24 protein-coding genes are annotated in these 25,054 nt (G+C 37.1%); 10 read left to right on the top strand and 14 right to left on the bottom strand.

The window, feature by feature from the left end; all coding sequences use genetic code 11:
* Window positions 1-259 precede the first annotated feature (259 nt).
* The 5 genes from AC5SR4_RS01135 to hutH form a co-directional block, all read right to left on the bottom strand.
* Window positions 260-1,510, bottom strand: coding sequence for a FecR family protein (locus tag AC5SR4_RS01135; protein ID WP_495357704.1), 1,251 nt, complete (start codon window positions 1,508-1,510; stop codon window positions 260-262).
* A gap of 251 nt (window positions 1,511-1,761) precedes the next feature.
* Window positions 1,762-2,295, bottom strand: a complete 534-nt coding sequence (locus tag AC5SR4_RS01140; RefSeq protein ID WP_495357705.1) for a sigma-70 family RNA polymerase sigma factor — start codon at window positions 2,293-2,295, stop codon at window positions 1,762-1,764.
* Window positions 2,296-2,750: 455 nt separating this feature from the next.
* Window positions 2,751-3,986, bottom strand: coding sequence for an imidazolonepropionase (gene hutI, locus AC5SR4_RS01145; protein ID WP_495357706.1), 1,236 nt, complete (start codon window positions 3,984-3,986; stop codon window positions 2,751-2,753).
* A complete protein-coding gene (hutU, locus tag AC5SR4_RS01150) occupies window positions 3,986-5,983 on the bottom strand; it encodes a urocanate hydratase (protein WP_495357707.1) in 1,998 nt (665 codons plus the stop codon). The genes hutI and hutU overlap by 1 nt, the downstream gene beginning before the upstream one ends.
* A 170-nt stretch (window positions 5,984-6,153) precedes the next feature.
* A complete protein-coding gene (hutH, locus tag AC5SR4_RS01155; protein WP_495357708.1) occupies window positions 6,154-7,644 on the bottom strand; it encodes a histidine ammonia-lyase in 1,491 nt (496 codons plus the stop codon).
* 83 nt (window positions 7,645-7,727) lie between these two features.
* On the opposite strand from hutH, the gene AC5SR4_RS01160 reads away from it, so the two are divergent.
* The 3 genes from AC5SR4_RS01160 (at window position 7,728) to AC5SR4_RS01170 (ending at window position 11,438) form a co-directional block, all read left to right on the top strand.
* Window positions 7,728-8,624 carry a LysR family transcriptional regulator gene (locus AC5SR4_RS01160; protein ID WP_495357709.1) on the top strand — a complete coding sequence of 299 codons (897 nt, stop codon included), beginning with the start codon at window positions 7,728-7,730 and terminating at the stop codon, window positions 8,622-8,624.
* Window positions 8,625-8,781: 157 nt separating this feature from the next.
* The gene (locus tag AC5SR4_RS01165) at window positions 8,782-10,560 is read left to right on the top strand and encodes a DEAD/DEAH box helicase (protein WP_495357710.1); all 1,779 of its coding nucleotides are present in this window, start codon (window positions 8,782-8,784) and stop codon (window positions 10,558-10,560) included.
* 101 nt (window positions 10,561-10,661) lie between these two features.
* Entirely contained in the window at window positions 10,662-11,438 is a 777-nt protein-coding gene (locus tag AC5SR4_RS01170) for a carboxypeptidase-like regulatory domain-containing protein (RefSeq protein ID WP_495357711.1), read from the top strand.
* A 15-nt stretch (window positions 11,439-11,453) separates the two neighbouring features.
* Here AC5SR4_RS01170 and AC5SR4_RS01175 read toward each other — a convergent pair whose 3' ends face one another.
* Together AC5SR4_RS01175 and AC5SR4_RS01180 are read right to left on the bottom strand one after the other, a co-directional pair.
* Window positions 11,454-11,981, bottom strand: a complete 528-nt coding sequence (locus AC5SR4_RS01175; RefSeq protein ID WP_495357712.1) for an SRPBCC family protein — start codon at window positions 11,979-11,981, stop codon at window positions 11,454-11,456.
* A 45-nt stretch (window positions 11,982-12,026) separates the two neighbouring features.
* Entirely contained in the window at window positions 12,027-12,680 is a 654-nt protein-coding gene (locus AC5SR4_RS01180) for a TrmH family RNA methyltransferase (protein WP_495357713.1), read from the bottom strand.
* A 59-nt stretch (window positions 12,681-12,739) separates the two neighbouring features.
* Between AC5SR4_RS01180 and AC5SR4_RS01185 the strand changes: the two genes are divergently transcribed.
* Window positions 12,740-13,429 (top strand): SIR2 family NAD-dependent protein deacylase, encoded by a 690-nt coding sequence (locus AC5SR4_RS01185; protein ID WP_495357714.1) that lies wholly within the window; start codon window positions 12,740-12,742, stop codon window positions 13,427-13,429.
* 68 nt (window positions 13,430-13,497) lie between these two features.
* Window positions 13,498-14,052, top strand: a complete 555-nt coding sequence (locus AC5SR4_RS01190; protein ID WP_495357715.1) for a hypothetical protein — start codon at window positions 13,498-13,500, stop codon at window positions 14,050-14,052.
* 14 nt (window positions 14,053-14,066) lie between these two features.
* On the opposite strand, the gene AC5SR4_RS01195 is transcribed toward AC5SR4_RS01190, so the two are convergent.
* Window positions 14,067-15,311: a glycosyltransferase gene (locus AC5SR4_RS01195; RefSeq protein WP_495357716.1), complete on the bottom strand. Its 1,245-nt coding sequence runs from the start codon at window positions 15,309-15,311 to the stop codon at window positions 14,067-14,069.
* A gap of 16 nt (window positions 15,312-15,327) precedes the next feature.
* A complete protein-coding gene (locus tag AC5SR4_RS01200; RefSeq protein ID WP_495357717.1) occupies window positions 15,328-15,801 on the bottom strand; it encodes a heme-binding domain-containing protein in 474 nt (157 codons plus the stop codon).
* Between the two features lie 134 nt (window positions 15,802-15,935).
* Between AC5SR4_RS01200 and AC5SR4_RS01205 the strand changes: the two genes are divergently transcribed.
* From AC5SR4_RS01205 to AC5SR4_RS01215, 3 genes are all read left to right on the top strand, one after another.
* Window positions 15,936-16,514, top strand: a complete 579-nt coding sequence (locus tag AC5SR4_RS01205) for an adenylosuccinate lyase (protein WP_495357718.1) — start codon at window positions 15,936-15,938, stop codon at window positions 16,512-16,514.
* Between the two features lie 102 nt (window positions 16,515-16,616).
* On the top strand, window positions 16,617-17,960 hold the full coding sequence (purB, locus tag AC5SR4_RS01210) for an adenylosuccinate lyase (protein ID WP_495357719.1): 1,344 nt from the start codon (window positions 16,617-16,619) through the stop codon (window positions 17,958-17,960).
* 5 nt (window positions 17,961-17,965) lie between these two features.
* A complete protein-coding gene (locus AC5SR4_RS01215) occupies window positions 17,966-18,169 on the top strand; it encodes a hypothetical protein (protein WP_495357720.1) in 204 nt (67 codons plus the stop codon).
* A 67-nt stretch (window positions 18,170-18,236) separates the two neighbouring features.
* On the opposite strand, the gene AC5SR4_RS01220 is transcribed toward AC5SR4_RS01215, so the two are convergent.
* Genes AC5SR4_RS01220 through AC5SR4_RS01235 form a run of 4 tightly spaced genes read right to left on the bottom strand, consistent with a single transcriptional unit; the run spans window position 18,237 to window position 20,371 of the window.
* On the bottom strand, window positions 18,237-18,779 hold the full coding sequence (locus AC5SR4_RS01220; protein ID WP_495357721.1) for a GFO_1091 family lipoprotein: 543 nt from the start codon (window positions 18,777-18,779) through the stop codon (window positions 18,237-18,239).
* Window positions 18,780-18,792: 13 nt separating this feature from the next.
* Window positions 18,793-19,350 carry a GFO_1090 family protein gene (locus tag AC5SR4_RS01225; protein ID WP_495357722.1) on the bottom strand — a complete coding sequence of 186 codons (558 nt, stop codon included), beginning with the start codon at window positions 19,348-19,350 and terminating at the stop codon, window positions 18,793-18,795.
* A gap of 42 nt (window positions 19,351-19,392) precedes the next feature.
* Complete coding sequence (locus AC5SR4_RS01230; RefSeq protein WP_495357723.1) at window positions 19,393-19,875, bottom strand: PG0215 family putative anti-sigma factor; 483 nt, start codon at window positions 19,873-19,875, stop codon at window positions 19,393-19,395.
* Window positions 19,862-20,371: a GFO_1088 family ECF-type sigma factor gene (locus tag AC5SR4_RS01235; protein ID WP_495357724.1), complete on the bottom strand. Its 510-nt coding sequence runs from the start codon at window positions 20,369-20,371 to the stop codon at window positions 19,862-19,864. Before AC5SR4_RS01235 ends, AC5SR4_RS01230 begins: the two co-directional genes overlap by 14 nt.
* Before the next feature lie 145 nt (window positions 20,372-20,516).
* Between AC5SR4_RS01235 and AC5SR4_RS01240 the strand changes: the two genes are divergently transcribed.
* Window positions 20,517-22,007, top strand: coding sequence for a GFO_1087 family putative carboxy terminal peptidase (locus tag AC5SR4_RS01240; RefSeq protein WP_495357725.1), 1,491 nt, complete (start codon window positions 20,517-20,519; stop codon window positions 22,005-22,007).
* A complete protein-coding gene (locus AC5SR4_RS01245; RefSeq protein ID WP_495357726.1) occupies window positions 21,994-22,707 on the top strand; it encodes a Dph6-related ATP pyrophosphatase in 714 nt (237 codons plus the stop codon). The genes AC5SR4_RS01240 and AC5SR4_RS01245 overlap by 14 nt, the downstream gene beginning before the upstream one ends.
* 433 nt (window positions 22,708-23,140) lie before the next feature.
* On the opposite strand, the gene AC5SR4_RS01250 is transcribed toward AC5SR4_RS01245, so the two are convergent.
* Window positions 23,141-25,012: a TonB-dependent receptor plug domain-containing protein gene (locus tag AC5SR4_RS01250; protein WP_495357727.1), complete on the bottom strand. Its 1,872-nt coding sequence runs from the start codon at window positions 25,010-25,012 to the stop codon at window positions 23,141-23,143.
* Window positions 25,013-25,054 lie beyond the last annotated feature (42 nt).

Consider the following 25,054-nt stretch of genomic DNA (forward strand, 5'->3'; position numbering starts at 1 on the left):
TCGCTATTTTAATTTTGTCGGAATAAGCAAAACTCTAAACTTGTGCTACGTTGGATGTCTTTGCATTTGTTTGTGGTTTAGTTGTTAATTTTTAGATTACTCGATTATTAGATTTTTAGATGTCTTGGTTTATTGACTGTGAATTAGTAGCCTTTCCAACACTGCAACTGCGACCGTGACCGCGACTGCGACTGCTAACCGCTCATATCTCTCTATTCTATTTTTGTTAATTTTTCACTTTTAGTTTTTAGTTTTTCACTTATTTAAGAATAATTGTTTTTCCATGTATTTCGTAATTATTGATTACACTGGCGCTTTTTGTGGCTTCCAGTATTTCTTCAATGGTTTGCTTTTTGCCCAATATGCCTACAAAGGCAATATCTTTAAGGGCTTGGTTTTTAAATACGACGTCCATATCATACCAACGGGACAATACTTTCATGATTTCGCTTAGGGTCATATCTTCAAAAGTAAAAATACCATCGCGCCATGAGGTGTAGTTATACACGTCTACATTTTGGGTTAGGGTGATGTGGCCGGTTTGTAGGTTTAGGGTGGATTGGGTGTTGGGTTTTAGGTGTTGGGTGTTGGGTGTTGGGTGTTGAGACTTCTCGACTGCGCTCGAAGTGACAGAGACGGAGCCTTCTATCAGGGTGGTGTATATGTGGGGTTCGTCTTTGTAGGCTTTGATGTTGAATTCTGTTCCTAGAACTTCTACTTTCTGGGCGCTATGATGCACTATAAAAGGACTTTTGTCGGGCTGCGACCTTGAAAACTTCGCAGAGCTCGTAACATCAAAATAAACCTCCCCATAAACTAATTCTACTTCACGACTGCGTCCTTCTACAAAGCTTACCGGATATTTTAATTGGGTGTCAGAATTAAGCCAGACTTTGGTGCCATCGGCTAAAGTTAATTGGTATTGGCCGCCTCTGGGGACAGTCAAGGTGTTGACTGCCTGCTCTACGCTATAGGCTTTAGGCGGTACGCTATCTTTTGCCGGGTTGTAAACTAGTTGCTCACCATTGCTACTGGCATGGGCTGTCTGGTATGAGGTACCTTTTTCCAAAGGTACTATGGTGCCATCCTCTAGGGTTAGAGTGGCTTTATTAGTGCCCGGGGTTATTTGGTTGTTGACTATTACTGGTTGGGGTGTCTCGACTGCGCTCGACATGACATTCGTCTTTATTAAAATGGTTAAAGCTGTTAATAATAAAACGGCTGCGGCTGCGGTGTACTTAAACCATGGTTTTTTGTAAAGGGGTTTTACAGCGGTTTGCCTGCCTGCCGGCAAGGCAGGTTGTTTTTGTTTTGCCAGTACTTCTTTCCATTCTTTTTCTATGTTGATTTGGCCGTATTGGGTGATTTGGTCTATAAGCTTGGGTATGGTAACGTCTTTAATAAAGGGATATGTTTTTTTATAGGCCACTAAGGCATCTTTTTCGGAAGGGGTTAATACCTTGAGTGCCTTTTTTATGATGAGAGTTGATATGTAGAATATATCATTCATTTTATCCGCTGTTTATTATTAGGACACTTAATTTTTGAAGCGGTACTACTGTAAAGTTAATTTTTTTTTAGAAAGTTTATCCCCTACGGGGAATAAGAGGTTCCGTTTTATTGATGTAGCTACAATACTTGAACCACTACGTGGTAATAAAATGGCGTGGAAAAAATATCGCGTAGCGCCTGCCTATCGGCAGACAGGGTTGAAGTATTATAGAAAATATGTTGGTAAACGAGCTCATTCCCCGTAGGGGATTAACCAAATATCAACATATAAATAATGGAATCCATATCCTTAAATTGTTCACGGAGGTGTTTGTAGGCTTGTGATTTTAAGGTTTTAACGGTTTGCAGTTGAATGCCAAGCGTTTCGGCAATGTCTTTGTTATTAAGCCCTTTAAGGCTGAGCTGTATAATTTCTTTTTTACGGTCGTGCAGGTTTTCTATGGCCTGGTAGAGTTGCCTAACGGTTTCTTCTTCTAAAACCTGTTTGAGGAACAGGTTATCGTCTTCCAGAGTCTGTAATGCATTGGCAGCGTATTTATCTTTGATTTTGTCGTGCCTTATTGTATTAAGACATTTGTTGCGGGTGGCTTTGTACAGATAGGCTTTTAGGGTTAATTTATCTTTTAATACCATATCTTTTTCCAATAGCACCACAAAAATATCCTGCACGAGGTCTTTGCAGGCTTCCCGTGAGGGTATAAACTTAAGCGCATATAATACAAGAGACTCGTAATAAGTTTCAAAAACTTGCTTTATTTCGCTATCTGTTAGTGTTTTAGACACTTCTCTTAAGGGTTATTGAAGTTTTTTCGGGGTGTAAATTAAATAAAAATATGTGATTTAAGGGTTGAATATAAGACTATTTTATTACCTCTTTCCTCTATCCTACAATTGATATGTTTTGCTAATGATATAAAATAGTGATGGTTAAGTTTCTCGACTGCGCTCGAAATGACATTTGGATTGCAAGTTAAACTTGTCATTTTCATACACTAGTTAAATTCATTTAACAAAACGCTCAACATGAACATTTGGAGTCTCAGTTCGAGCATTGCCTGAAACAGGAAATACATTTCCTGATGGAGGTAACGAGCGAAGCTCAACGAGAATCTTAAAATGACTGTATGAAAAGGGCTTCGTTAAGCTACGCTTGCTACCTTCGTTACAAAAATGTATTTTGCAACTCGGCAATGCTCAGCCTGACATTTGGAATATCAATTTAGAGCATATATTTTAAACTAAACCTTTACCCCATCAATAAACACCGTCTCAATTTGTGAGCTTCCAAAGGCATAGGGTATTACACTATAAGAATTGATAGGTTTGGTGAGTATTAAATTGGCACTTTTGCCTTTAGTAATACTACCTACTTGATTGCTTAACCCCATAGCATAAGCACCATTTATGGTAGCAGCATTAATAGCTTCTTCGGGGGTAAGTTTCATTTTAATACAGGCCGTTGCCACTACAAAGTTCATATTACCTGATGGCGCAGACCCTGGGTTGTAATCGGTAGCCAAAGCCAAAGGCAAACCAGCATCAATCATAGTTCTTCCAGGAGTATAGGGAATGCCCAAAAAATAAGAGCAGCCCGGTAATGCTACGGGCATTGTCTTGGTTTGCTTTAGGACTTCTATATCTGCGTTGTTCATAACCTCTAAATGGTCTACAGACAGGGCATTGTATGCAACACCTACCTGTACACCCCCTATGGATGTAAATTGATTGACGTGTATTTTTGGGGTGAGTCCATACTGTTTTGCAGCTTCTAATAGTAGTTCGGTATCTTCTTTTGAAAAATAGCCCGTTTCGCAAAACACATCCATATATTCTGCAAGTGCTTCCTCAGCCACTTTAGGGAGCATGACATCTACCAATAGTTTTATATAGCCTGCCTTGTTGTCTTTATAATTTGATGGCACGGCATGTGCTCCTAAAAAAGTAGCTTTTATTGGAATATTGTAATGGCCCTTTAAGCGTTTAATAACGTTGAGCATTTTTATCTCAGAGTCTAACGTCAGCCCATAACCCGATTTAATCTCAATGGCTCCTGTACCCATACGAACAACTTCCTCTAAACGTATTTTGCTTTGCTGGTATAGGTCATCTTCAGAAGTTTCTTGAAGTGTTTTGGCAGAGTTTAATATGCCACCCCCTTTATTGGCTATATCCTGATAAGAGAGCCCTTTTATTTTATCTACAAACTCCCCTTCCCGATTGCCTGCATATACCAAATGGGTATGGGAATCGCACCAAGTAGGCATTACAATTTTACCTGAGGCATCTATAACCTTATCGATAGCCCCAGTAGGACAATCTGCCATAGCTCCAAAATCACTAATAATACCATCTTCAACCAAAAGAAAGGCATTTTTTATAGTGGGCAGCTCGCTCATGGCTGCTCCTGAAACAAATAATATACCTTGACCTCTAACTTGAAGCAGTTCTTTTATATTCTTAAATAAAGTACGCATTAAAATAAAGTTTCTATTAATTGATCTTCTACTAGATTAGGAATGGTTACCTGTAAATTTGGTGTGCGTGCCATTTCCCGTTTTATAGCGTAAAGGGCTTCGCTATTTCGTGCCCAGCTTCGTCTGGCAATACCGTTGTTCACGTCAAAAAAGAGCATATTTTTCAAGCGTGCTTCGGCAGCTTTACTACCATCCAACAGCATGCCAAAACCACCATTAATGACTTCGCCCCAACCTACGCCACCACCATTATGGATGGATACCCAAGTAGCGCCTCTAAAGCTATCACCAATAACATTATGAATGGCCATATCGGCCGTAAATTTACTTCCGTCATAGATATTGGAGGTTTCTCGGTATGGGGAATCGGTGCCGCTGACATCATGGTGATCCCTACCCAAAACTACGGGACCAATATCCCCTTTAGCCACAGCCTCATTAAAAGCTTCGGCTATCTTAGCACGCCCCTCGGCATCGGCATATAAAATGCGGGCTTGCGATCCAACTACCATCTTGTTTTTTTTAGCATCTTTAATCCATGTAATGTTATCTTGCATTTGTAATTGGATTTCTTCAGGAGCTTCTTGCATGATGGCTTGCATGACTTCCATAGCCATCGTATCTGTTTTATCTAAATCTTCCGCCTTACCGGAGGTACACACCCAACGAAAGGGTCCGAACCCATAGTCGAAACACATAGGTCCTAAAATATCCTGCACATAGGATGGGTATTTAAAATCGATATTATTTGGTGCCATAACATCTGCTCCTGCACGGGAGGCTTCCAAAAGAAACGCATTCCCATAATCGAAAAAATAAGTGCCTTTAACAGCATGCCTGTTGATCGCTGAGGCATGACGACGTAACGAAGCTTGTACTGCTTCTTTAAATCTTTCAGGATTGTTCCGTATCATACGGTTGGATTCCTCATAAGATAATCCTACCGGATAATACCCACCTGTCCAAGGAATGTGTAAGGAGGTTTGATCGGATCCTACATGAATAAATATATTGTCTTCATCAAAACGTTCCCAAACATCTACAATGTTGCCCATGTATGCTATAGAAACCACTTCCTTGCTTTTTTGGGCTTGCTTAACTCTGGTTACCAGGGCATCCATATTCTCAACTAATACATCTACCCAACCTTGTTCATGTCGCTTTTTGGCTGCTTTTTCATTGACTTCGGCACAAACAGTAATACAGCCAGCTATGTTTCCTGCTTTAGGTTGTGCACCACTCATACCGCCAAGTCCGGCGGTAAGGAATATTTTTCCAGCCGGGGTATCACCTTTTGGCAATACTTTTCTAAAGGCATTCATCACCGTAATGGTGGTTCCGTGTACAATACCTTGCGGACCTATATACATAAACGAACCGGCCGTCATTTGTCCATATTGTGTAACGCCTAAGGCATTGAATTTTTCCCAGTCATCGGGTTTGGAGTAATTGGGAATCATCATACCATTAGTTACCACAACTCTAGGCGCATCCTTAGAAGAAGGAAATAAGCCCATAGGATGTCCTGAATACATATGCAAGGTTTGTTCATCCGTCATGGTAGCTAAGTACTGCATGGTTAGCAGGTATTGTGCCCAATTTTGAAATACAGCGCCATTACCTCCATAGGTTATTAATTCTTCTGGGTGTTGTGCCACTGCCGGGTTCAAGTTATTTTGAATCATGAGCATGATGGCCGCTGCCTGTGAGCATTTAGCAGGATATTCTAAAATAGGTCGCGCATACATGTCATAGGCCGGTTTAAAGCGGTACATATAAATACGTCCGTAATCCCGCAGCTCTTGAGCAAACTCCACGGCCAAGGCTTCATGCCATGCCTTTGGAAAATATCGGAGTGCATTTCTTATGGCAAGCTGTTTTTCTTCTTTGGTTAAAATGTCTTTGCGCTTGGGGGCACGGTTGGCGTCTTTGGGGTAATTGTATTTTTGAGGTAATTGGTTTGGAATGCCTTGTAATATGTGTTCTTTAAATGTCATAGTTTAAGTTTTTTTCTCGTAAAGGCGCAAAGCTGTCTCTGTTAATTGTGGTTTGTCATTTCGAGTGTTAGCGAGAAATCTCACCGGGATGGGTCTCGTTGAGCTTCGCTCGTTACCTCCATCAGAAAATGTATTTTCCGATTCCGGCAATGCTCGACCTGACAATCGTCTTATTTAACAATAAAAACGCGGTTTTGCACCATTTTGATTAACTGATTGATATCATCCTTCAAAATCCGATCTTCTTCCAATTTAGCAACTTTATCCCTAATAAGCTTAAAGTTTTGTTCTATAATTTTAGAAAACGTATTGGGTCTTCTAAACTCCATGGCCTGTGCTGCATACATAAGTTCTATGGCCAATATTTTTTCTATGTTTCCTAATATCTGGTTAAATTGACGCCCCGAAATACTACCCATAGACACATGGTCTTCCTGCCCTAAGGAGGTTGGGATACTGTCTGCCGAAGGTGGAAAACACAGGGATTTATTTTCGGTAACCAATGCTGCTGTGGTGTATTGTGGTATCATAAATCCGGAATTGAGTCCGCCACTAGCGGTTAACAAACGTGGCAAACCAAATTTACCTTCAATAAGTAAATAACTGCGCCTATCGGAAATATTCCCCAATTCAGATGCCGCTATTGAAGCATAGTCTAAAGCCATTGCCAATGGCTGTCCGTGAAAATTCCCTCCTGAAATGGCTTCTGTTTCACTTAGCACAATAGGATTATCGGTTACAGAGTTCATCTCTATTTCGGTCAGTTCATTTAAATGGTAGTAGGCATTTCTTGAGGCACCATGCACTTGCGGAATGCACCGCATGGAGTAAGGGTCTTGCACACGTTCGCAGTTTTCATGCGACTTGATGTTCTTGGAATTTTTGAACAACATACGCATACGCTTGGCCACTTCCATATTGCCCTTAAAAGGGCGAATGCTATGCAGCAATTCTTTAAATGGCGATGCACTACCTTGGTAGCCTTCCAAACTCATAGCACCTGCTAAATCGGCTAAATCCAACAAATAAGCCATTTTATTGAGCCCTACAATCGCATGAGCCAATATAAACTGGGTTCCATTAATGAGTGCCAGACCTTCTTTAGCCTGTAATTGTATGGGCTTTAGTTTATGGGCCTTTAAAACCTCTTTTGCTGGAACGATAGTATTGTCTACCCAAAATTCACCTTCACCAAATAAAGGCAAAAAAAGGTGCGATAAAGGAGCCAAATCCCCTGAAGCGCCTACAGAACCTTGCTCAGGCACTACTGGCAACAAATCGTGCTCAATAAAATAGATAATACGCTCTACAACTTCCAAACGTATTCCAGAAAACCCTCTACTTAGAGCATGAATTTTACAAATCATCATGATTTTAGACAGTTCCTTATCAATAGGATTACCAACACCTACGGCATGGGTAATGAGCAAGTTTTTCTGTAAAATACTGGTTTCTTCAGGAGATATCTTAACATCACATAAAGGTCCGAACCCTGTATTGATACCATAAATGGCCTTTTTGGAATTTGCCATGTGTTCTACTTTCTTCCTGCAGTCATTTATTTTTGTCTTGGCATAGTCTGACAAACTTGCCTTTAAGTTGCCTTTGGCAACCGCAATCACCTTGTCTACTGTTAATCTATCTATTCCGTATACAAACATCTCTTTAGTTTATAATGCTTTAATGCAAAAATATTGATAAATTTGATGCTCAACAATACTATTAATTTAAACTATTAATAACCATGAGTTATCAAATAGAGTTAAGACACATAAAATATTTTTTGGCTGTTGCAGAGACCTTGCACTTTAGAAAAGCTGCCGAAAATCTATTTATTTCGCAGCCTGGGTTGAGCAGACAAATAAAAGAAATGGAAGATAATTTGGGGGTTAAACTGTTTGAAAGACATAACCGTGATGTTAATTTAACCCATGTAGGGATGTACTTAAAAGAAGAGCTTTCTAAAAACTTAAAAAGTCTGGATGCTATTTTAAATCATGCCAAACTTATTGAGACGGGTAAGGATGGCCAACTAAATTTTGGTTATGTGGGTTCTGCCATGCAAAAGATTATACCCGAATTGTTACTAAAGTTTACCAAAGACCACCCCCATGTTCTGTTTAGTTTAAAGGAAATGGACAACCAAAAACAAATAGAAGGTTTATTGAACCATAACATTGATATTGGGTTTGTAAGATTAGAACGCATTCCAAGGGGATTGAATATCCACCCCATTTTAAAGGAACCCTTTTGTTTGGTACTTCCAGTAAACCATGCGATTGATGCCTCAAGTTTTAAAAGTCTTTCACAACTTAAGGATGAACATTTTATTTTATTCGATCCTGAATACAGTGCTTCCTATTATGAAAAGGTCATGGCTATTTTTGATGATAGTGGCTTTAGCCCATTGGTATCACACAATACCATTCATGCGGGATCTATTTACAAGCTAGTTGAAAACAATTTTGGGGTTTCCATTGTTCCAAAATCCCTCCAAACAGAGAACAACCCCAAAATAAAGTTCATTGAACTTAACAACATCTCTCAAAACACTATCCTCTCGGCCATTTGGAACAAAGACAACAGAAACCCTATTTTAAGTAAGGTTTTGAATCTTATTCATAACAATATCATAAAATAGTTGTAATGAAAAATAAAAGACTATCTTTGCCGCTTCAAATCCAATAATGGATTAAATTCCTCAGAGTGAGGATGTGTTGCAAGAAGTTTAGGTTTAAGTATGTCGATTCGCTTCTTATGCAACACTGCATAACACAATCGAATACTTATATAAAAGAATGAACACATTCCAAGATTTAGGTCTTAATGACGATCTATTAAAAGCCATAACAGATTTAGGCTTTAAAACCCCAAGTGAAGTACAGGAAAAAGCCATTCCAATTCTATTAGAATCGGAAAGCGATTTAGTGGCATTGGCACAAACTGGAACTGGTAAAACTGCTGCGTTTGGTTTTCCAATGCTTCAAAAGATTGATGTAGATAGCCGTACCACACAAGGTTTGATCCTTTCGCCTACACGAGAACTTTGCTTACAGATTACCAACGAAATGAAGCTATATGGTAAATACTGTAACGGACTTAACGTGGTAGCAGTTTATGGTGGTGCCAGCATAACGGATCAAGCCCGTGAGATTAAAAGAGGGGCACAAATTATTGTGGCAACCCCAGGACGCATGAAAGACATGATTAGCAGACGCTTGGTTGATATAACTAAAATAGAATATGCTGTTCTAGACGAAGCCGATGAAATGCTAAATATGGGCTTTAAGGAAGATATTACAGATATATTATCACACTCACCTGCCGAGAAAAGCACTTGGCTGTTTTCTGCTACCATGCCAAAAGAAGTTGCGGCTATTGCCAAAAACTTTATGAACAGCCCAAAAGAAATAACGGTTGGAAACAAAAACGAAAGCACCAATCAAGTATCTCACGAATACTATTTGGTAAACTCCAGAGATCGTTACCAAGCCCTTAAACGTTTGGCCGACGCCAATCCTGATATATTTTCAGTTGTATTTTGCCGTACCAAACGAGATACCCAAAAAGTAGCAGAACAGCTTATTGAAGATGGTTATAATGCTGGGGCACTTCATGGTGATTTAAGTCAGAACCAACGTGATTTAGTAATGAATGCCTTTCGCAAAAACCAAATTCAAATGCTAGTTGCAACCGATGTGGCTGCCCGTGGTATTGATGTAGATGATATTACACACGTAATAAACTACCAATTACCTGATGAAATTGAAACCTACACCCACCGTTCTGGACGTACAGGACGTGCTGGAAAAACAGGGGTTTCTATGGTGATTGTTTCTAAAAGTGAAGTTAGAAAAATAAAAAGCATAGAGCGTATCATTAAAAAGGAATTTATAAAGAAAGATATTCCCGATGGTATGGAAATTTGTGAAGTGCAACTTATGTCGCTTGCCAATAAAGTACATAACACCGAGATTAACCATGAGATTGACAAATACCTTTCCAATATAAACGAACTGTTCGAAGATGCTACCAAAGATGAACTTATTAAAAAGTTCTTTTCGGTAGAATTCACGCGCTTTTATAATTATTACAACAAATCTAAAGATCTAAACGTTTCTGAAAACAGAAATGATAGCCGCGATAGAGAACGTGGCTTTAGTGACAAATCAAATTCCACGCGCTATTTCATTAACGTTGGCAAGAAAGATGGCTTTGATTGGATGCAGTTAAAGGACTTCTTAAAAGAAGTTTTAGATCTTGGCAGAGACGACATATTTAAAGTAGAAGTAAAAGACAGTTTTTCATTTTTCAATACTGAAAAAGAACAACAGGAAAAAGTATTGGCTTTCTTTACCGACTTTAAACACAATGGTCGTTTTGTAAATGTTGAAATATCTGAAAATCGTGGAGGCGAGCGACGCAGTGACCGTGGTCGTGGTGGTAAACGCTCTGGCTTTAATGGTGGTGATAGACGTGGTAAAAAAGGAAGTCCTAATAGAGCTTCGAGACGTTCTGGAGCCAATTCACAATCCAATAATGTTGGTGCTTCAAGACCTAGACGCTCTAGAAGATAGTTTAATATTTTTTTGTTAATTTTAAGTCAAATTGGAATAAAGAAACTATTATTATTAATAGTTTAGTACTTTTATTACCCAACAAGCGTTAATTAGTTTACATGAAAAAGCACCTACTTCTTTTCTTATTTATAGTTACTTCTGCTATTAGTATGGCACAAGAAGTAGACATGGTTTTAGGCTATGTAGTAAATTCAGCTAATGGGGAAACCCTTGAAAATGTAAATATTGTTAATCTTAACCAAGTTATTGGTACCGCTACCAATAGCAATGGCGAGTTTAAAATTTCGGCCAAAGTAAACGACACCCTTCATTTTTCATATCTTGGATTTAAGTCCATAAAAGTTAGAGTGACCAATGATTGGCTTAAATTTGGATCGGCAAAGATTGAACTTACAGAATTAGCTTTAGCACTAGAAGAAGTCGTTTTAAACGAACTAAAACTTACTGGTTACTTAGAGGTAGATATTAAACAAGTTCCTATTATTAACGATAACTATAGATACAGCATTTCTGGATTGCCGAGTACAGGCTATGAAGCAGATTCTCCAGGTGCCATAACAAAAATTATAGGTTCTATTTTTAATCCTGCCGATTTCTTACACCGTATGTTTGGCAGAAAACCAAATGAAATGCGCAAACTTAAAAAGATGAAGGAGGATGATGAGATTAGAAACATCCTAGCCTCTCGCTTTGATCGTGAAATGCTCATGGCTTTACTGCAAGTAGACCGCGTTGATCTGGATGAGATTGTTAATAGATGCAATTACTCTAAAAGCTTTATACAAACGGCCAATGATTTACAAATATTGGATGCCATTAGTGAATGTTATGAAGAATATAAGGTACTAAACCGTAATCGAAATAATAAAATCTAGCTCTCCTTAGGTCACCTATCTTTCTAAAAGCTTTTTTAAACAGGATAAGCCTTGCTCAAAGTCTTTTCCCACCATTTTGTCCATGCTAAAAAACAAGGAAAACACATTTGCAGGTGGTCGATTTGTACCCAAAAGCCCCCATGTTACGATAGTTTTCACATTTGCTATAGCTTCAGTTTTTATATAAGCATCGGATGTTGATTTCCATGGTCTAAAAAAGCGTAGTTCAGATTCTATGATTTTATTTTCGACAATCCTAGTAATTTCCTGTTCCCCAGAACCTACATCTTTATTCCCTTCCCATTTTACAATAAAACCTACTTTGCCATCGGTACCTTTATAAGTCTGCCGCATCTCTGGATCCTTCTTTTTCCAAGGCGACCAATCATTCTGGTTCTTCAAATGCTTTAAATACCCAAAAACCTCATCGACTGGCTTATTAACAACAATACTTCTTTTTACCTCATATTGTTTAGGCGCTATTGCAACTAACAATAAAATTAAACATAGCACTGCTATGAATATATAAAACAGAAGCATCATAATTACGTGATGTGTTAGGTTGGTTGCTTAAAATTACAAAAAATATTATTGCTGGTAATACCGCTTTACAATATCATCATAACTTTTTATGGTTTTCTTAATCCAATCTAAACGTTTGTCTAGAATTTCTGCTTCCGTTAATTGCCAAGCTATATCACTTTTCCTAAGCTTATTAGTTACATATTGCAAAATAATAGCAGCACTTACCGATATATTTAAACTTTCGGTAAAACCAACCATAGGTATTTTTAAATAGCAATCGGCCTCGGCCAAAACGGTATCTGATAGCCCTTCGGTTTCCCTACCAAAGAAAAAACAGGATTTCTTTGTTATATCAAATTTAGACAACTCACAATCATTGGCATGGGGTGTTGTAGCTACTATTTGATAGTCTTTATGCTTTAAATAACCTATGCAGTCCTTTACAGTGTGAAACCTGTTGATATCAACCCATTTTTGAGCACCCATAGCTATCTCCCTGTCTATACGCTTTGTATTGTGCTCTTCTACAATATTAATTTCTTGCAAACCAAATACATCACAACTGCGTATTACGGCACTCGTATTGTGTAGTTGGCATACATCCTCTGTAGCTACCGTAAAATGCTTTGTACGTTGTGCCAATACCTTATGGGACTTCTTTTTTCGGGCTGGTGTTAGATAGGTTTCTAAATGTTCCAATAGTTTTAAATCTACCATAAATCAAAATTAGTAAATTTGCTGGTAAGTGAAACGAGAATAGAGCAACAAGAGCAGAGATGAAAAAACATATTGTCGTACTTACAGGTGCAGGCATGAGTGCCGAGAGTGGTATAAAGACCTTTAGGGATGCCGATGGCTTATGGGAAGGACACGATGTTATGGAAGTGGCTACTCCACAAGGTTTTGAAGCAAATCCTGAATTGGTGTTAAATTTTTATAACCAACGAAGAAAACAGTTGTTTGAAGTAGTCCCTAACCAAGCCCATTTAGATTTGGCTGCTTTAGAGAAGAACCATAACGTAACTATTATTACCCAAAATGTAGATGACTTACATGAACGTGCCGGCAGTACCAATGTAGTGCATTTACATGGGGAATTACTAAAAGTAAGAAGTACTATAAATGCAAGTGATATCATAGAATGGAAAACCGATTTACATTTGGGCGATACTTGTAAAAATGGTCATCAACTACGCCCACATATTGTGTGGTTTGGTGAGGAAGTGCCTATGATTGAACATGCAGCAAACGTCTGTGCTACCGCCGATGTTTTAATGATTATTGGAACATCCATGCAGGTATATCCCGCCGCAGGTCTTATACATTACATTCCACCACAAACCCATACGTATTTTATTGATCCTAAACCCTCCTTTGTCAATAAACCGCATGTTACCGTGATTTCAGAAAGTGCAACCACCGGGGTTAAGCGAGCTATAGATTTACTAAAAACCTCGGACAAATAAATCCATCTATAAAACGCAACCTTTACAAATTTTCACATCTATTAGGTAAATAACTAACAACCCACACTATGAAAAAAAGCCTAATACACAGTATCCTTATAATTGCTTTGGCTATACTCAATGCCGCATGCGAGGGAGATTCCTCTAATTTTAAAAACTTAAAAGACTATCGTACGAGCTTAGAAACCTGGAACGATTTGAAGGATGCCCACGGTGCTTCATACACTTACCAAATAAAAACGGATTCTGGTTTTGGTTTTGGCTCAACAACACAAATTACCATAATAGATAATGAGGTGGTATCTAGAACCTATGAATCTTATACTGTCTATGATGGTGACACTTACGTAGGGTATGATAACCGGGTAATAACCGGATCGTACGCGGAAACCTCTGAAAATTTAGACACTCATATTGAGGGTGCATCGCCACTAACTATAGACGCTTTGTATGACACCTGTTTTAATGAGTACCTCTCGGTAGATACCAATTCCAACAGCATAACCTTTGAGGTAGATGATGCCAATATCATTAAAAATTGCTACTACGTTCCCGATGGCTGTCAAGACGATTGTACCTTTGGCATCACCATAGGTAGCTTTGAATGGATTGTGACTGAATGAAAAAACTCCCCGGTTTAAGTCTGGTGTTTATTTTTTTCAGCAATCCACTTGCTCATAAATCTAGTACTCTGTAAAGTATGATACTGTAGCATTTGCCCTATAAAATTATGGGATCGATTGGCTTCTAAATTTTGGATGGATTGGGACAATCTATCAAATAAATATGCTTCATGAGTTGTCTTATCAAAACGTTTGTTAATAATTTCAAATCCGCGCGTCTGTTTCACTTGCCACAAGGCTTGATCTTTATAAAGCTGAACTGCTTTTTCAGCAAATGCTTCGGGGGCATCTTCTATAAATCCATTAGGCTCTAAAGCCCCGTACATTCCTTCGGCTCCAACAGTTGTTGTTACGCAAGGTGTTCCATTTTGCATGGCATCTACCAACTTACCTTTTAAACCAGCTCCAAATTGTATGGGTGCCAAACAAACCCTAGCTTGTTGCATCACTTGGTTAGCATCTTCTGCAAAACCTTTTACCAAAAACCCTTCTTCTTTATTATGGAGTTGTGTTACTTTTTGTGAAGCATAAGCTCCATAAATATGTAATTCGGCATCTTGCAATTGTTTTCTAATTAAAGGCCAAATAGTTTGTTTTAAATATAAAATGGCATTGTAGTTGGGCGCATGCAAAAAGTTACCAATGCTTATAAAATGTGTTCGTGCTTTAAATACAGGTAACTGTTGTTTTGTTTCTTCAGAAATAACTTCCTGCATAAAAGGTAAATAAAAGAGCAACGAAGCATCTACCTTAAATTGGTTCTTTAAGATACCCATTTCAGCCTCAGAAATAATTAGGCTTATATCACTTCTATAAATACTGGCTATTTCGCGCTTTGCTGTATCATTGAAAAGGTATTCCTCCCCAAACATTTTACCCTCCTTGAAAGCTTGGTGCCTACCCCTTCTTAAACCATGCAAATCTTCGGTATCTAAAATACGAATGGCTTGTGGACATTGCTCGGTTACCCGCCAACCAAATTGTTCTTCAATCATAAATCTATCAAACAGTACAATATCTGGCTGCAGTGCTTTAACAAAAGCATCAAAACTGGAGTTGTTCAGTTCAATTGGTACTTGTTCAACACCTATAGTGTCTAAATTGAAAGCATGCTCATGTTTAGCACATGAACTTGCAAAGGTTATTTGGTAGTTTCGTGATTTAAAGATTGCTATTAATTGCATCATTCTGCTGCCTGCAGCAGAACTCTTTGGTTCTGGCCATACAAAACCAATGATTAATAGTTTCTTTTTAGTCACAGATGCATCAATAATTTTATTCAGGGTCTGGTATTAAGCTGTATATCAAACGTACTTTATTTGCCCAATCGACTACCGATTTTATTTGTGCATCAGTTAATTTGGCATCAGTATGGGTAATGGTATAAGATTTTAAGGGCATCTCCTTATCTTCTACCATTTCTATTAATTCCTCAAATTTATGGTCTTTTCTTTTTATGGAATTATCGACCCAATTGGATACATTAAAGTGCTTTTTACCATCTTTAACATGTCCTGCCAACCAATAGTTTACAGGTGTAATACTATTGTACCAAGGATACCGTGTTACATCACTGTGGCAATCATAACAGCTTTCTTCTAAAATGGCTTTAACATCATTAGGCGGATTTGTCTCTGCCAAAAAAGGATCAATAGAAGCTAAATCTCCTTGATTTTTTTCAGGTCTAAAAAATTGTGCAACCAATAATGCAAGCAATAAACCCAGTACTATTTTTTTTACTAAACTCATCTGTTTATATTTATTGTTTTAATTAAAGCACCTATGCAACACCCAAATTATAGTCATTCATTAATCCAGATTAGTTTTTGTGGGTGTTTTATCAAATAAAAATTTTGAAATCTAAAATAGTAAATAAATGTGATATGACTTTAGATGAATTTTATAAAGAATTAACATATGTTGATGCTTCGCGCGAAAACCGTTTAAAATATGCCAACATGGTTTTAAAAGACATGACTTTGTTTCCCTATCTTTTAACTATTTTATTTAAGGTAAACGACAAAGTATCTAGTCGTGCCGCTTGGGTTTTAGAGTATGTTTGTAATTCATATATTTATGCTATTGTACCACATTTAGACATGTTTACTAATAGTATAAAAACTGTGCATTTAGAGTCTTCTATAAGGCCTGTATCAAAAGTATGTGAATTAATTGCCGAGACCTACTATTCCAAATCCCCCAATACCATAAAAAACAAGCTAAGCCCCATGCATAAGGAACAAATCATTGCATGTTGTTTCGATTGGATGATTACAAACACTAAAGTTGCTACTAAAGTGCATGCCATGGAAACCTTATTTTTATTTGGTAAGGACCAAAAATGGGTACACCCCCAGCTCATGCAAATTTTAGAGCAAGATTTTAACAGCCAAAGCGCTGGATATCAGTCACGTGCCAAACGCACTTTACACAAAATCAAGAAACTTAATAATACAGCTTAAATAAACTTTAGTACAGCCTTTTTAGTTAAAAACTTATAGGTGAAGACTTCTTCTTACGTTTAAAAAAACTATCTTTGCAACTTCTTAAATATCAAATAACGCATGTCATTAACATCCCTTAACGCCATCTCTCCGATTGATGGAAGATATAGAAGCAAAGTCAACGAATTAAGTGCCTATTTTTCTGAAGAAGCCCTCATAAAATATCGTGTTCTGGTTGAAATAGAATACTTTATAACACTTTGTGAAATTCCATTACCGCAACTCAAGAATGTTGACCCCAAAAGTTTTGAGTCGTTAAGAGCTATTTACAAAGCATTTTCTACAGAGGATGCCTTGGCCATAAAAAAGATTGAAAGCGTTACCAACCACGACGTAAAAGCAGTAGAATACTTTATAAAAGAACAATTTGATGCCTTAGGGTTATCGGAATTTAAGGAGTTTATCCACTTTGGTCTTACGTCTCAAGACATTAATAACACTGCTATTCCTTTAAGCATTAAAGAGGCCATCCAGGATGTATACCTGCCAGAGTACACACTACTTTTAAATAAACTGAAAACTTTGGTAACAGAATGGGGTGCTATTTCCATGTTGGCCAGAACGCATGGGCAACCTGCATCGCCTACACGTTTAGGTAAAGAAATTGAGGTGTTTGTTGTTAGACTGGAAGCGCAATTAAATTTATTGAATGCCATCCCAAATGCTGCAAAATTTGGTGGAGCCACTGGTAACTTTAATGCCCACCATGTAGCATACCCAAATATTGATTGGAAAGTATTTGGAAAGACCTTTGTACAGGGCAAGTTAGGGCTACACCACTCCTTCCCAACTACTCAAATTGAACATTACGACCACATGGCCGCTTTATTTGATGCCTTAAAACGCATCAATACCATCATCATTGATTTGGATAGGGATGTATGGACCTATGTATCGATGGACTATTTTAAACAAAAAATTAAAGCTGGTGAAGTGGGCAGTTCGGCCATGCCGCATAAAGTAAACCCTATAGATTTTGAAAACAGCGAAGGAAATTTAGGCATTGCCAATGCTATTTTTGAGCATTTGGCCGCCAAACTTCCAGTTTCTAGGTTACAACGTGATTTAACCGATAGTACGGTTTTAAGAAATGTGGGGGTGCCTATAGGGCATACCATTATTGGATTTAAATCTACACTTAAGGGCTTGGATAAATTATTACTTAATGAAAGTAAGTTTGAAGAAGATCTGGAAAACAATTGGGCCGTGGTTGCTGAAGCTATACAAACCATTTTACGAAGAGAAGGTTACCCAAACCCTTACGAGGCCTTAAAAGGGTTGACCAGAACCAATACCAAAATAGACAAAACGGCTATTTCAAATTTTATTGATACTTTAGAGGTGTCCCATACAATAAAAGAAGAATTAAAACGTATAACACCTAGTAACTATACAGGTATTTAACATCTATGTTAACCGATAAGCAATCCTTACTTCTTTGTGGCACCATGGTTGGGGGTATTTTTACATTTGGTGTTCTGGGTATTCTAGATAATTTTATTACTAAAACCATTCTTGCCATTAACTTTTTAGCCATTGTTAGCAATCTTTTTTATGTACATTCCAAAACAAAAAAAGAACAAGAGCAAGAAAACGATATGAATTTAGAATAAAAAACCCACTACAAGCCTTTTAAAGTTGGCCCAAGTGGGTATTTCTATATTATAAACTGTATTGCTTTTATTTAAAAAAGCCCATAACTTCATCTAATTGTACTTTATCAATATCAGCTCCTTGCAGTAAACCTGCCAGGGTTACCATTTTTTCAGGATTCATGTCATTGCCCAGAATACGTACAATCCCAAAACCTGTATTACTGGCACTTCCAAAAACTACAACTTCATCTGCTTCATCATCTGTGCCAATGTACTTCACTATAATCTTGTTTCCTTTATCATTAAACTCCATTAAGTCGCTATACTTGCTGTCATTTAAAATGGCCTTCACTATTGCCAACTCTGTATTGTAATCCTTGGAATTGATTTCATTAGCTTTATAACCTAGAAAGTTTAATCGACTCACCGATTCGTAAGCTTCTTTTTGTGCTTCGGTAAAGTTGGACGTATCTAACTTCAACATAGATACTGGCAAATCTTGCGATATAAAACTATCCGATTCTTGATTGTCTACAAAGTAACGCTGTAAGGTGGGGCCATTATTGCACCCCACCATTAACAATGTTACCAACAAAAGACTTGCTATGCAATTCACTGTTCGTTTCATGGACTGATGATTATTATTTCTTTTTCTCTAGATGTTGGCCACCTGGAATGTTCATCTTATTGGTAAGCTTAGAGATTTCGTTTAAATCGATATCTCCTGTAAGCGACACTACCACTGTTTCAATACGGCGTTGTTCGCCATTAACATCTACGTTTTCTTTAATGATTTTATCAATTCCGCTTACAAAAATCAAGAGCTCCTTTACATGGTCAGCATCTTTGCCTTCTTTTATGTAAAACTTCACTTCTGAACCGTCATCTTTAACCTCCATAAGTTCTTCCAAGCCCACAGAACGCGACTTTACCCATTTGGAAATATCGGCTGAAATGGCTTTGTTGTCCGTTACAATGGTCTTAAAACTGGTAATGCTTTTTACCATATCCATATAGGCTTTGGCTTCGGGCTCATCTACATTAATACCCATTTTGGCAATCATTTGGAACATTTTTGGTTTAATGGATACATACGTAACATCGGAGTTATCGTTGTACTTTTCAAAAATATCCTGGGCCATCCCTGCTATTGGCAATAGCATAACAGCCATTACTAATATTAAAAATTTATTTTTCATTGACTTTTGTTTAAAATTTATTGTTTTCATCTTGTTCGTTTTTTATTGATTGGTTTTAAAAATAATACTTGTTGAGTTTTTTAATTCGTTGAGATATTGAAGTGTTTCGGCACCTTTATCGTATTCATTTAAATAACCAACGGTTGAAACACCCTTGTTAAAATGATTGGATATCATGGCCAACGACTTTGTTACCTCATTATAAGCAACCTCGGGGTCGTTTATGGTTCCTAGATCATTTTCATTACTGAAAGATGATTTTAAATAGAACCCAATCATAAGAACAGCTACGGCAGCGACAGAAATCCATTTGTAATTATATGTTTTCTTAGGTTTTAATGGAACGTCTTTAGTAAATTGTTCTTCCTGGCTTACCAAAAAATAGTCGAACATGGCTTTGTACATCTCCAGATGTGGCGGTACAGTTTCTTGAGAAAAATAGTGTTTTAACTGTTGCTCTTCCTGTAATGTTGTTTCACCATTCTCGTACTTTTCTAGTAATTTTTCTATATTATTTAATACCATAATTATGTGTATTAGTTAATTTTTCCCTTATTGTTTTTCTAGCTCTAGACAAGTTTACACGCACAGCTGTATTGTTCATTTCCAACATTTCGGCAATCTCATCGTAATCATATGCTTCTATATCCCTTAATTGAACAATCATACGTTGCTGTTCTGGCAACTCTTGAATGATTCTCGACACCCAGTTTATACTATCATTCAGCTCAACCTGCTTTTGTAAAGAGGTACTACCGTCTTCATAATTGCTATGCACAATTTTTAAATTCTGTGCTTGTTTTGATTTTAACTTATCATAACAAAAGTTTTTTGTCATGGTCATGGAAAAAGCTTCTACATTCTTATACTCTTGCATCTTCTCTTTATTATTCCATAACTTCAACAACACCTCTTGGGTAGCATCTTCTGCCTCTTCTGTAGATATCAGCAATCGCTTAGCTAAACGAAACACTTTATCTTTAAAAGGCATTACAATATTTAAAAACTCTCCTTGAGTCATTTTTGGTTTGGTTTGTTATAAATAGTGTTATCGGTTATTTGTCATTACGACGAATCAGTTTTTATTTTGTTACAAAATATTTTTTATTTGCATAATAATGTAAGTAATTTTGGAGTTTTATAGACTTAAATATTAAAAATTAGTTATGCGATTTACCAAAGCCCTAATTCTTCTTCTGGTTGTTTCCTTTATATCTACGAGTTGTTTTGAGGATAATGATGACAACCAAATCTCTGCAAGCGAAATAAACGATTTTGTTTGGAAAGGCATGAACCTTTTCTATTTATATAAAGACAATGTACCCGATCTTGCCAACAATCGTTTTACTACTGATACTGAATATGCTGAATATTTAAACAGTTTTTCAAGGCCTGAGGATTTATTTGAAAGCCTTATCTACCAAAGAGAAACTGTGGATAAGTACAGTTGGATTGTAGACGATTATATTCAATTGGAGCGTTTTTTTGAGGGGTTTAGAGTTAGTAATGGTATGGAATATGTGCTGTTTTCGCAACCTAACAGTTCTACCGATTTAATTGGAATTGTACGTTTGGTTTTAAATGGCAGTGATGCCGAAGCTAAGGGTGTACAACGTGGTGATATTTTTAATGCCATTAATGGTACTACTTTAACCGTTAATAATTACAGCGGTTTACTGGCACAAAATGCTTATACCATTAATCTGGCAAATTATAATGATAACGGTACGCCGGAAACTACAGATGATACCATTGTGCCCCTTGATGAATCCATAAGCCTTACCAAGCAGGAATATGAAGAAAATCCTATATATGATACCGAAACATTTAATGTGAACGGACAAAATGTAGGCTACTTGATGTACAATGGTTTTACAGCAAATTATGATAACCAATTAAATGCTGTCTTTGCCGAATTTAAGGCCAATAATGTGCAACATTTAGTTTTAGATGTTAGATATAATCCCGGAGGCTCGGTAAACTCTGCCATCTTATTGGCTAGTATGATAACTGGCCAGTTTAACGGGGAAGTCTTTAGTACCGAACAATGGAATAGTGAATTTCAAGCAGCTATTGAAGCAGAGAATGCCGAGTTATTGATTAACAGATTTACCAATAACGATGAAGGGGCAGCTCTTAACAGTCTAAACCTTCAAAAGGTATATATAATTGCTTTAGAATCATCGGCTTCGGCCAGCGAGTTGATTATTAATAGTTTAGACCCTTATATAGATGTGATACATATTGGCGAAAATACCGAAGGAAAATACCAAGCCTCTACAACACTTTACGATTCCCCAGATTATACCCGCGATGGTGTAAACCCCAGCCACAGTTACGCCATGCAGCCACTTATATTTAAATCTGTCAATAAAGTTGGGTACACCGATTATTTTGATGGCCTAACACCCGATATTTTACTATCTGAAAGTTATTTAAATTTAGGTTTAATAGGCAACCCCGATGAAAAACTGCTCGCTGCAGCCCTTGCAGATATTGAAGGAGCCACCACCAAATTAAACAACCTTAAAAAAGAAGCCAAATTTCCTTTGGCTACATTTAAGGACAGTAATAGTTTTGAGCCCTATAATGGTATGTATGTTGATAAAAATATACCGACCGCCCTTATAAATAAATTTTTAGTTGGCAACCAATAAAACGTATTTTAACTGGAGCTCTGGCAAAGACTCGGCACTAGCACTCTATTATTTGTTACAGGACAAACACCATACTGTTGGTGAATTGGTAACAACAGTAAACAGGCATTATAACCGGGTATCCATGCATGGCTTACGAAATGAATTGTTGCAGGCACAAACCCAAGCCATCAATATCCCTTCTAGTATTATTGAGCTTCCCGAAATGCCCAGCATGCAACAGTACGAACAAACCATGTTAGAGACGGTATCGCGATTAAAAAATAAAGGTTTTACACATAGTGCCTTTGGCGATATTTTTCTTGAGGACTTAAAAGCTTACCGTGAAGCCCAATTGGCAAAACAGAATATAAAAACGGTATTTCCCATTTGGAAACGCAATACCAAAACACTATTAACTGAATTTATTGATCTTGGTTTTAAAGCCATAGTAGTATGTGCCCAATCTAAATACTTTAACAAAGATTTTGTTGGTACTATAATAGACAAACACTTTATAGAAAAACTACCCGAAGGGGTAGACCCCTGTGGTGAAAATGGTGAGTTTCACACCTTTTGCTTTGATGGTCCCATTTTTAAAAATCCCATTTCTTTTACCATTGGCGAAAAAGTATATCGTGAATATGATGCACCAAAGAGTGATGACACAGTTTGCAAAAATGATAATTATGGGATTTGGTATTGCGATTTAACACCTTAAATAAGCCTTCAAATCTTTCAACCTAAATTATATTTTAAAATCTTAACTTAAGATTTTTAAAAATTATAAGTTAACCTGTTAGACTAACCAAGTTATCCTGTTGGACTAACCAAGTTATCCTGTTGGACTAACCAAGTTATCCTGTTGGACTAACTAAGTTATCCTGTTGGACTAACTAAGTTATCCTGTTGGACTAACTAAGTTATCCTGTTGGACTAACTAAGTTAATCTGTTGGACTAACTAAGTTAATCTGCCCAACAGATTAAGTTAATGTTTTGGACTGATTAAGTTAATAACTTTGAAATATTAAGTTGACCCACAAGTACGTTTAGTGTAACAAGACGAATGGACAGATTACTAACCTTTTTTTAGTGACCTTCCATTCATCTTATCATGCTGAATTTATTCAGCATCTTTGCAATACTAATTAACCTACAAACTCAAATTAAACCCTAAATTTACATTCCTGCCTTTTGTAGTGTAGCCTATAATTTCGGTATAATCTTCGTTTAGGATATTGGTAACCCCCACAAAAAGTTTCAACTTGTTTTTTAGTAATTTCTGGCTAAAATAAAAATCTATTAAAGAAAAGGAATCCAATTCTACATTTTGAAAAGTAGAAAAATCGGTATCTGTTCTGCTGGCAACAAATTGGTAATTTATAGAGGCAAATGTGTTTTTAGAAAAATCATAGCCAAAACTGGTATTGGCCTTATGTTTTGGCAAGCGTAAACGCACTCCATCTTTTAATTCGGTAAAAGTGTAATTTGCAGTTATAGAAAGACTTTTAACAACTTTCATTTCTGCTTCTACCTCAACACCATGAACGGTAGCATTGGTAGTCGCATTCTCATAACCTGTAGTATAAACAATGGTGTTATCTTCTTCTCTATTAAAATAAATTGCATTAGCACGAAAACCACTGTTGGTATTGAATTCCAAACCACCCTCTACCGTTATATTCTCTTCGGGCTCTAAATCTGGATTGGCGCCAAAATACCCAAACAGTTGCGATAAATTAGGTGCTATAAACGAGGTGGCATACGAGCCTAAAAACTTAACATACCCAGATTTAAAAGGTATGCTATATGAGGGATTTAAACTATATACCAAATGCGATCCATATTCGCTATGGTTATTTAAACGTCCACCCGCATTAATATTCAAACCAAAACTTGATACATATACCACATTCAAATAGGGGTCGGTGTTGGTATAGCTTTCCTCACTGGCAAACAAACTTTTGTAATGGGCATGGTTTACACCCAAAACCGTATAAAAGGTTTCATTAAAAACATACTTATTAAAGGCATCTACCACAAAACTTTCAGCTTCATTGGTGGTAGCAAAATCCGAAACCGTTTCTCTATCAATCTTAGAGTATGCTGCGTTAACTTGCAAGCTTCCCTGTGCATATGTAAATTTGGGTGCCACACCTACACGAGTCTGCTTACTAATATATTCATCATTAGTATCAGCAATGGTATAGGTTGGAGGTGGAAATCCATCAATATCGGTCTTCAGCTTATCATAACTTGCAAAGGCAGAAAGCTGCAACGCATCACTAAATTCATAACCTAATTTTAAATTGGTATTAAATCTAGAGAAGGCGTCCTTTTCTGGATTTTCAGATTTGGCAGCCGAGAGTCCATCAACATAACGATTTCCAAAACTGGCCAAATAACGAAACTTGTTAAGACTACCATTTACAGCTGCACTATTTGTAAAACTCGATCCGTTATAATTTTGATCATCTTGCGATTGGTTGGTTCCAACAACAGATAAAAAGGTTCCCGATATGGTATCATCAGAAGCTTTTTTAGTCGTAATATTTATAACTGCTGTGGCTGCAGCATTGCCATACAAAGTACTTGCTGCACCTTTAATAATTTCAATAGATTCAATGGTATTTAAATCCAATAAACGCAAATCAAATTCATTTGACACTAATGATGGGTCATTTACCTGAATACCATCAATTAGCACTAATACTTGACGGTTATTACCTCCTCTTACATAATAGCCTAAGTTTTGCCCCTCGGCACTTCTACTTCCATTAATTTCAATACCGCTCTTGGCGTTTATCAATTCTGAAATCGTTTTACCTTGATTCTTTTCAATCTCTTGCTTTGAGATTTTAATAACTGTTTTACCAGAATGTTCGCGCTTTAAATTAAAACGCGAATCGGAAACCACAACCTCATCAAGCTGTTGTACATTTTTTAAATTACTTTGCTGTTGCGCAAAGCCACATAATGATATACCAAAACACAGTATACCAAAAGCTTTTGTTTTTTTGTTCATTTTAATGAATAATTACTCGAGAATCGCATGGACTATCATACG

This window comes from Aestuariibaculum scopimerae (assembly GCF_059428085.1).

Coding starts and splice junctions, on each gene's coding strand:
- AC5SR4_RS01240 (WP_495357725.1), top strand. CDS start 20,517: ATGCGATTTACCAAAGCCCTAATTCTTCTTCTGGTTGTTTCCTTTATA.
- AC5SR4_RS01230 (WP_495357723.1), bottom strand. CDS start 19,875: ATGGTATTAAATAATATAGAAAAATTACTAGAAAAGTACGAGAATGGT.
- AC5SR4_RS01235 (WP_495357724.1), bottom strand. CDS start 20,371: ATGACTCAAGGAGAGTTTTTAAATATTGTAATGCCTTTTAAAGATAAA.
- purB (WP_495357719.1), top strand. CDS start 16,617: ATGTCATTAACATCCCTTAACGCCATCTCTCCGATTGATGGAAGATAT.
- AC5SR4_RS01190 (WP_495357715.1), top strand. CDS start 13,498: ATGAAAAAAAGCCTAATACACAGTATCCTTATAATTGCTTTGGCTATA.
- AC5SR4_RS01185 (WP_495357714.1), top strand. CDS start 12,740: ATGAAAAAACATATTGTCGTACTTACAGGTGCAGGCATGAGTGCCGAG.
- AC5SR4_RS01215 (WP_495357720.1), top strand. CDS start 17,966: ATGTTAACCGATAAGCAATCCTTACTTCTTTGTGGCACCATGGTTGGG.
- AC5SR4_RS01165 (WP_495357710.1), top strand. CDS start 8,782: ATGAACACATTCCAAGATTTAGGTCTTAATGACGATCTATTAAAAGCC.
- hutU (WP_495357707.1), bottom strand. CDS start 5,983: ATGACATTTAAAGAACACATATTACAAGGCATTCCAAACCAATTACCT.
- AC5SR4_RS01180 (WP_495357713.1), bottom strand. CDS start 12,680: ATGGTAGATTTAAAACTATTGGAACATTTAGAAACCTATCTAACACCA.
- AC5SR4_RS01135 (WP_495357704.1), bottom strand. CDS start 1,510: ATGAATGATATATTCTACATATCAACTCTCATCATAAAAAAGGCACTC.
- hutH (WP_495357708.1), bottom strand. CDS start 7,644: ATGTTTGTATACGGAATAGATAGATTAACAGTAGACAAGGTGATTGCG.
- AC5SR4_RS01160 (WP_495357709.1), top strand. CDS start 7,728: ATGAGTTATCAAATAGAGTTAAGACACATAAAATATTTTTTGGCTGTT.
- AC5SR4_RS01175 (WP_495357712.1), bottom strand. CDS start 11,981: ATGATGCTTCTGTTTTATATATTCATAGCAGTGCTATGTTTAATTTTA.
- AC5SR4_RS01170 (WP_495357711.1), top strand. CDS start 10,662: ATGAAAAAGCACCTACTTCTTTTCTTATTTATAGTTACTTCTGCTATT.
- AC5SR4_RS01220 (WP_495357721.1), bottom strand. CDS start 18,779: ATGAAACGAACAGTGAATTGCATAGCAAGTCTTTTGTTGGTAACATTG.
- AC5SR4_RS01200 (WP_495357717.1), bottom strand. CDS start 15,801: ATGAGTTTAGTAAAAAAAATAGTACTGGGTTTATTGCTTGCATTATTG.
- AC5SR4_RS01225 (WP_495357722.1), bottom strand. CDS start 19,350: ATGAAAAATAAATTTTTAATATTAGTAATGGCTGTTATGCTATTGCCA.
- hutI (WP_495357706.1), bottom strand. CDS start 3,986: ATGCGTACTTTATTTAAGAATATAAAAGAACTGCTTCAAGTTAGAGGT.
- AC5SR4_RS01205 (WP_495357718.1), top strand. CDS start 15,936: ATGACTTTAGATGAATTTTATAAAGAATTAACATATGTTGATGCTTCG.
- AC5SR4_RS01250 (WP_495357727.1), bottom strand. CDS start 25,012: ATGAACAAAAAAACAAAAGCTTTTGGTATACTGTGTTTTGGTATATCA.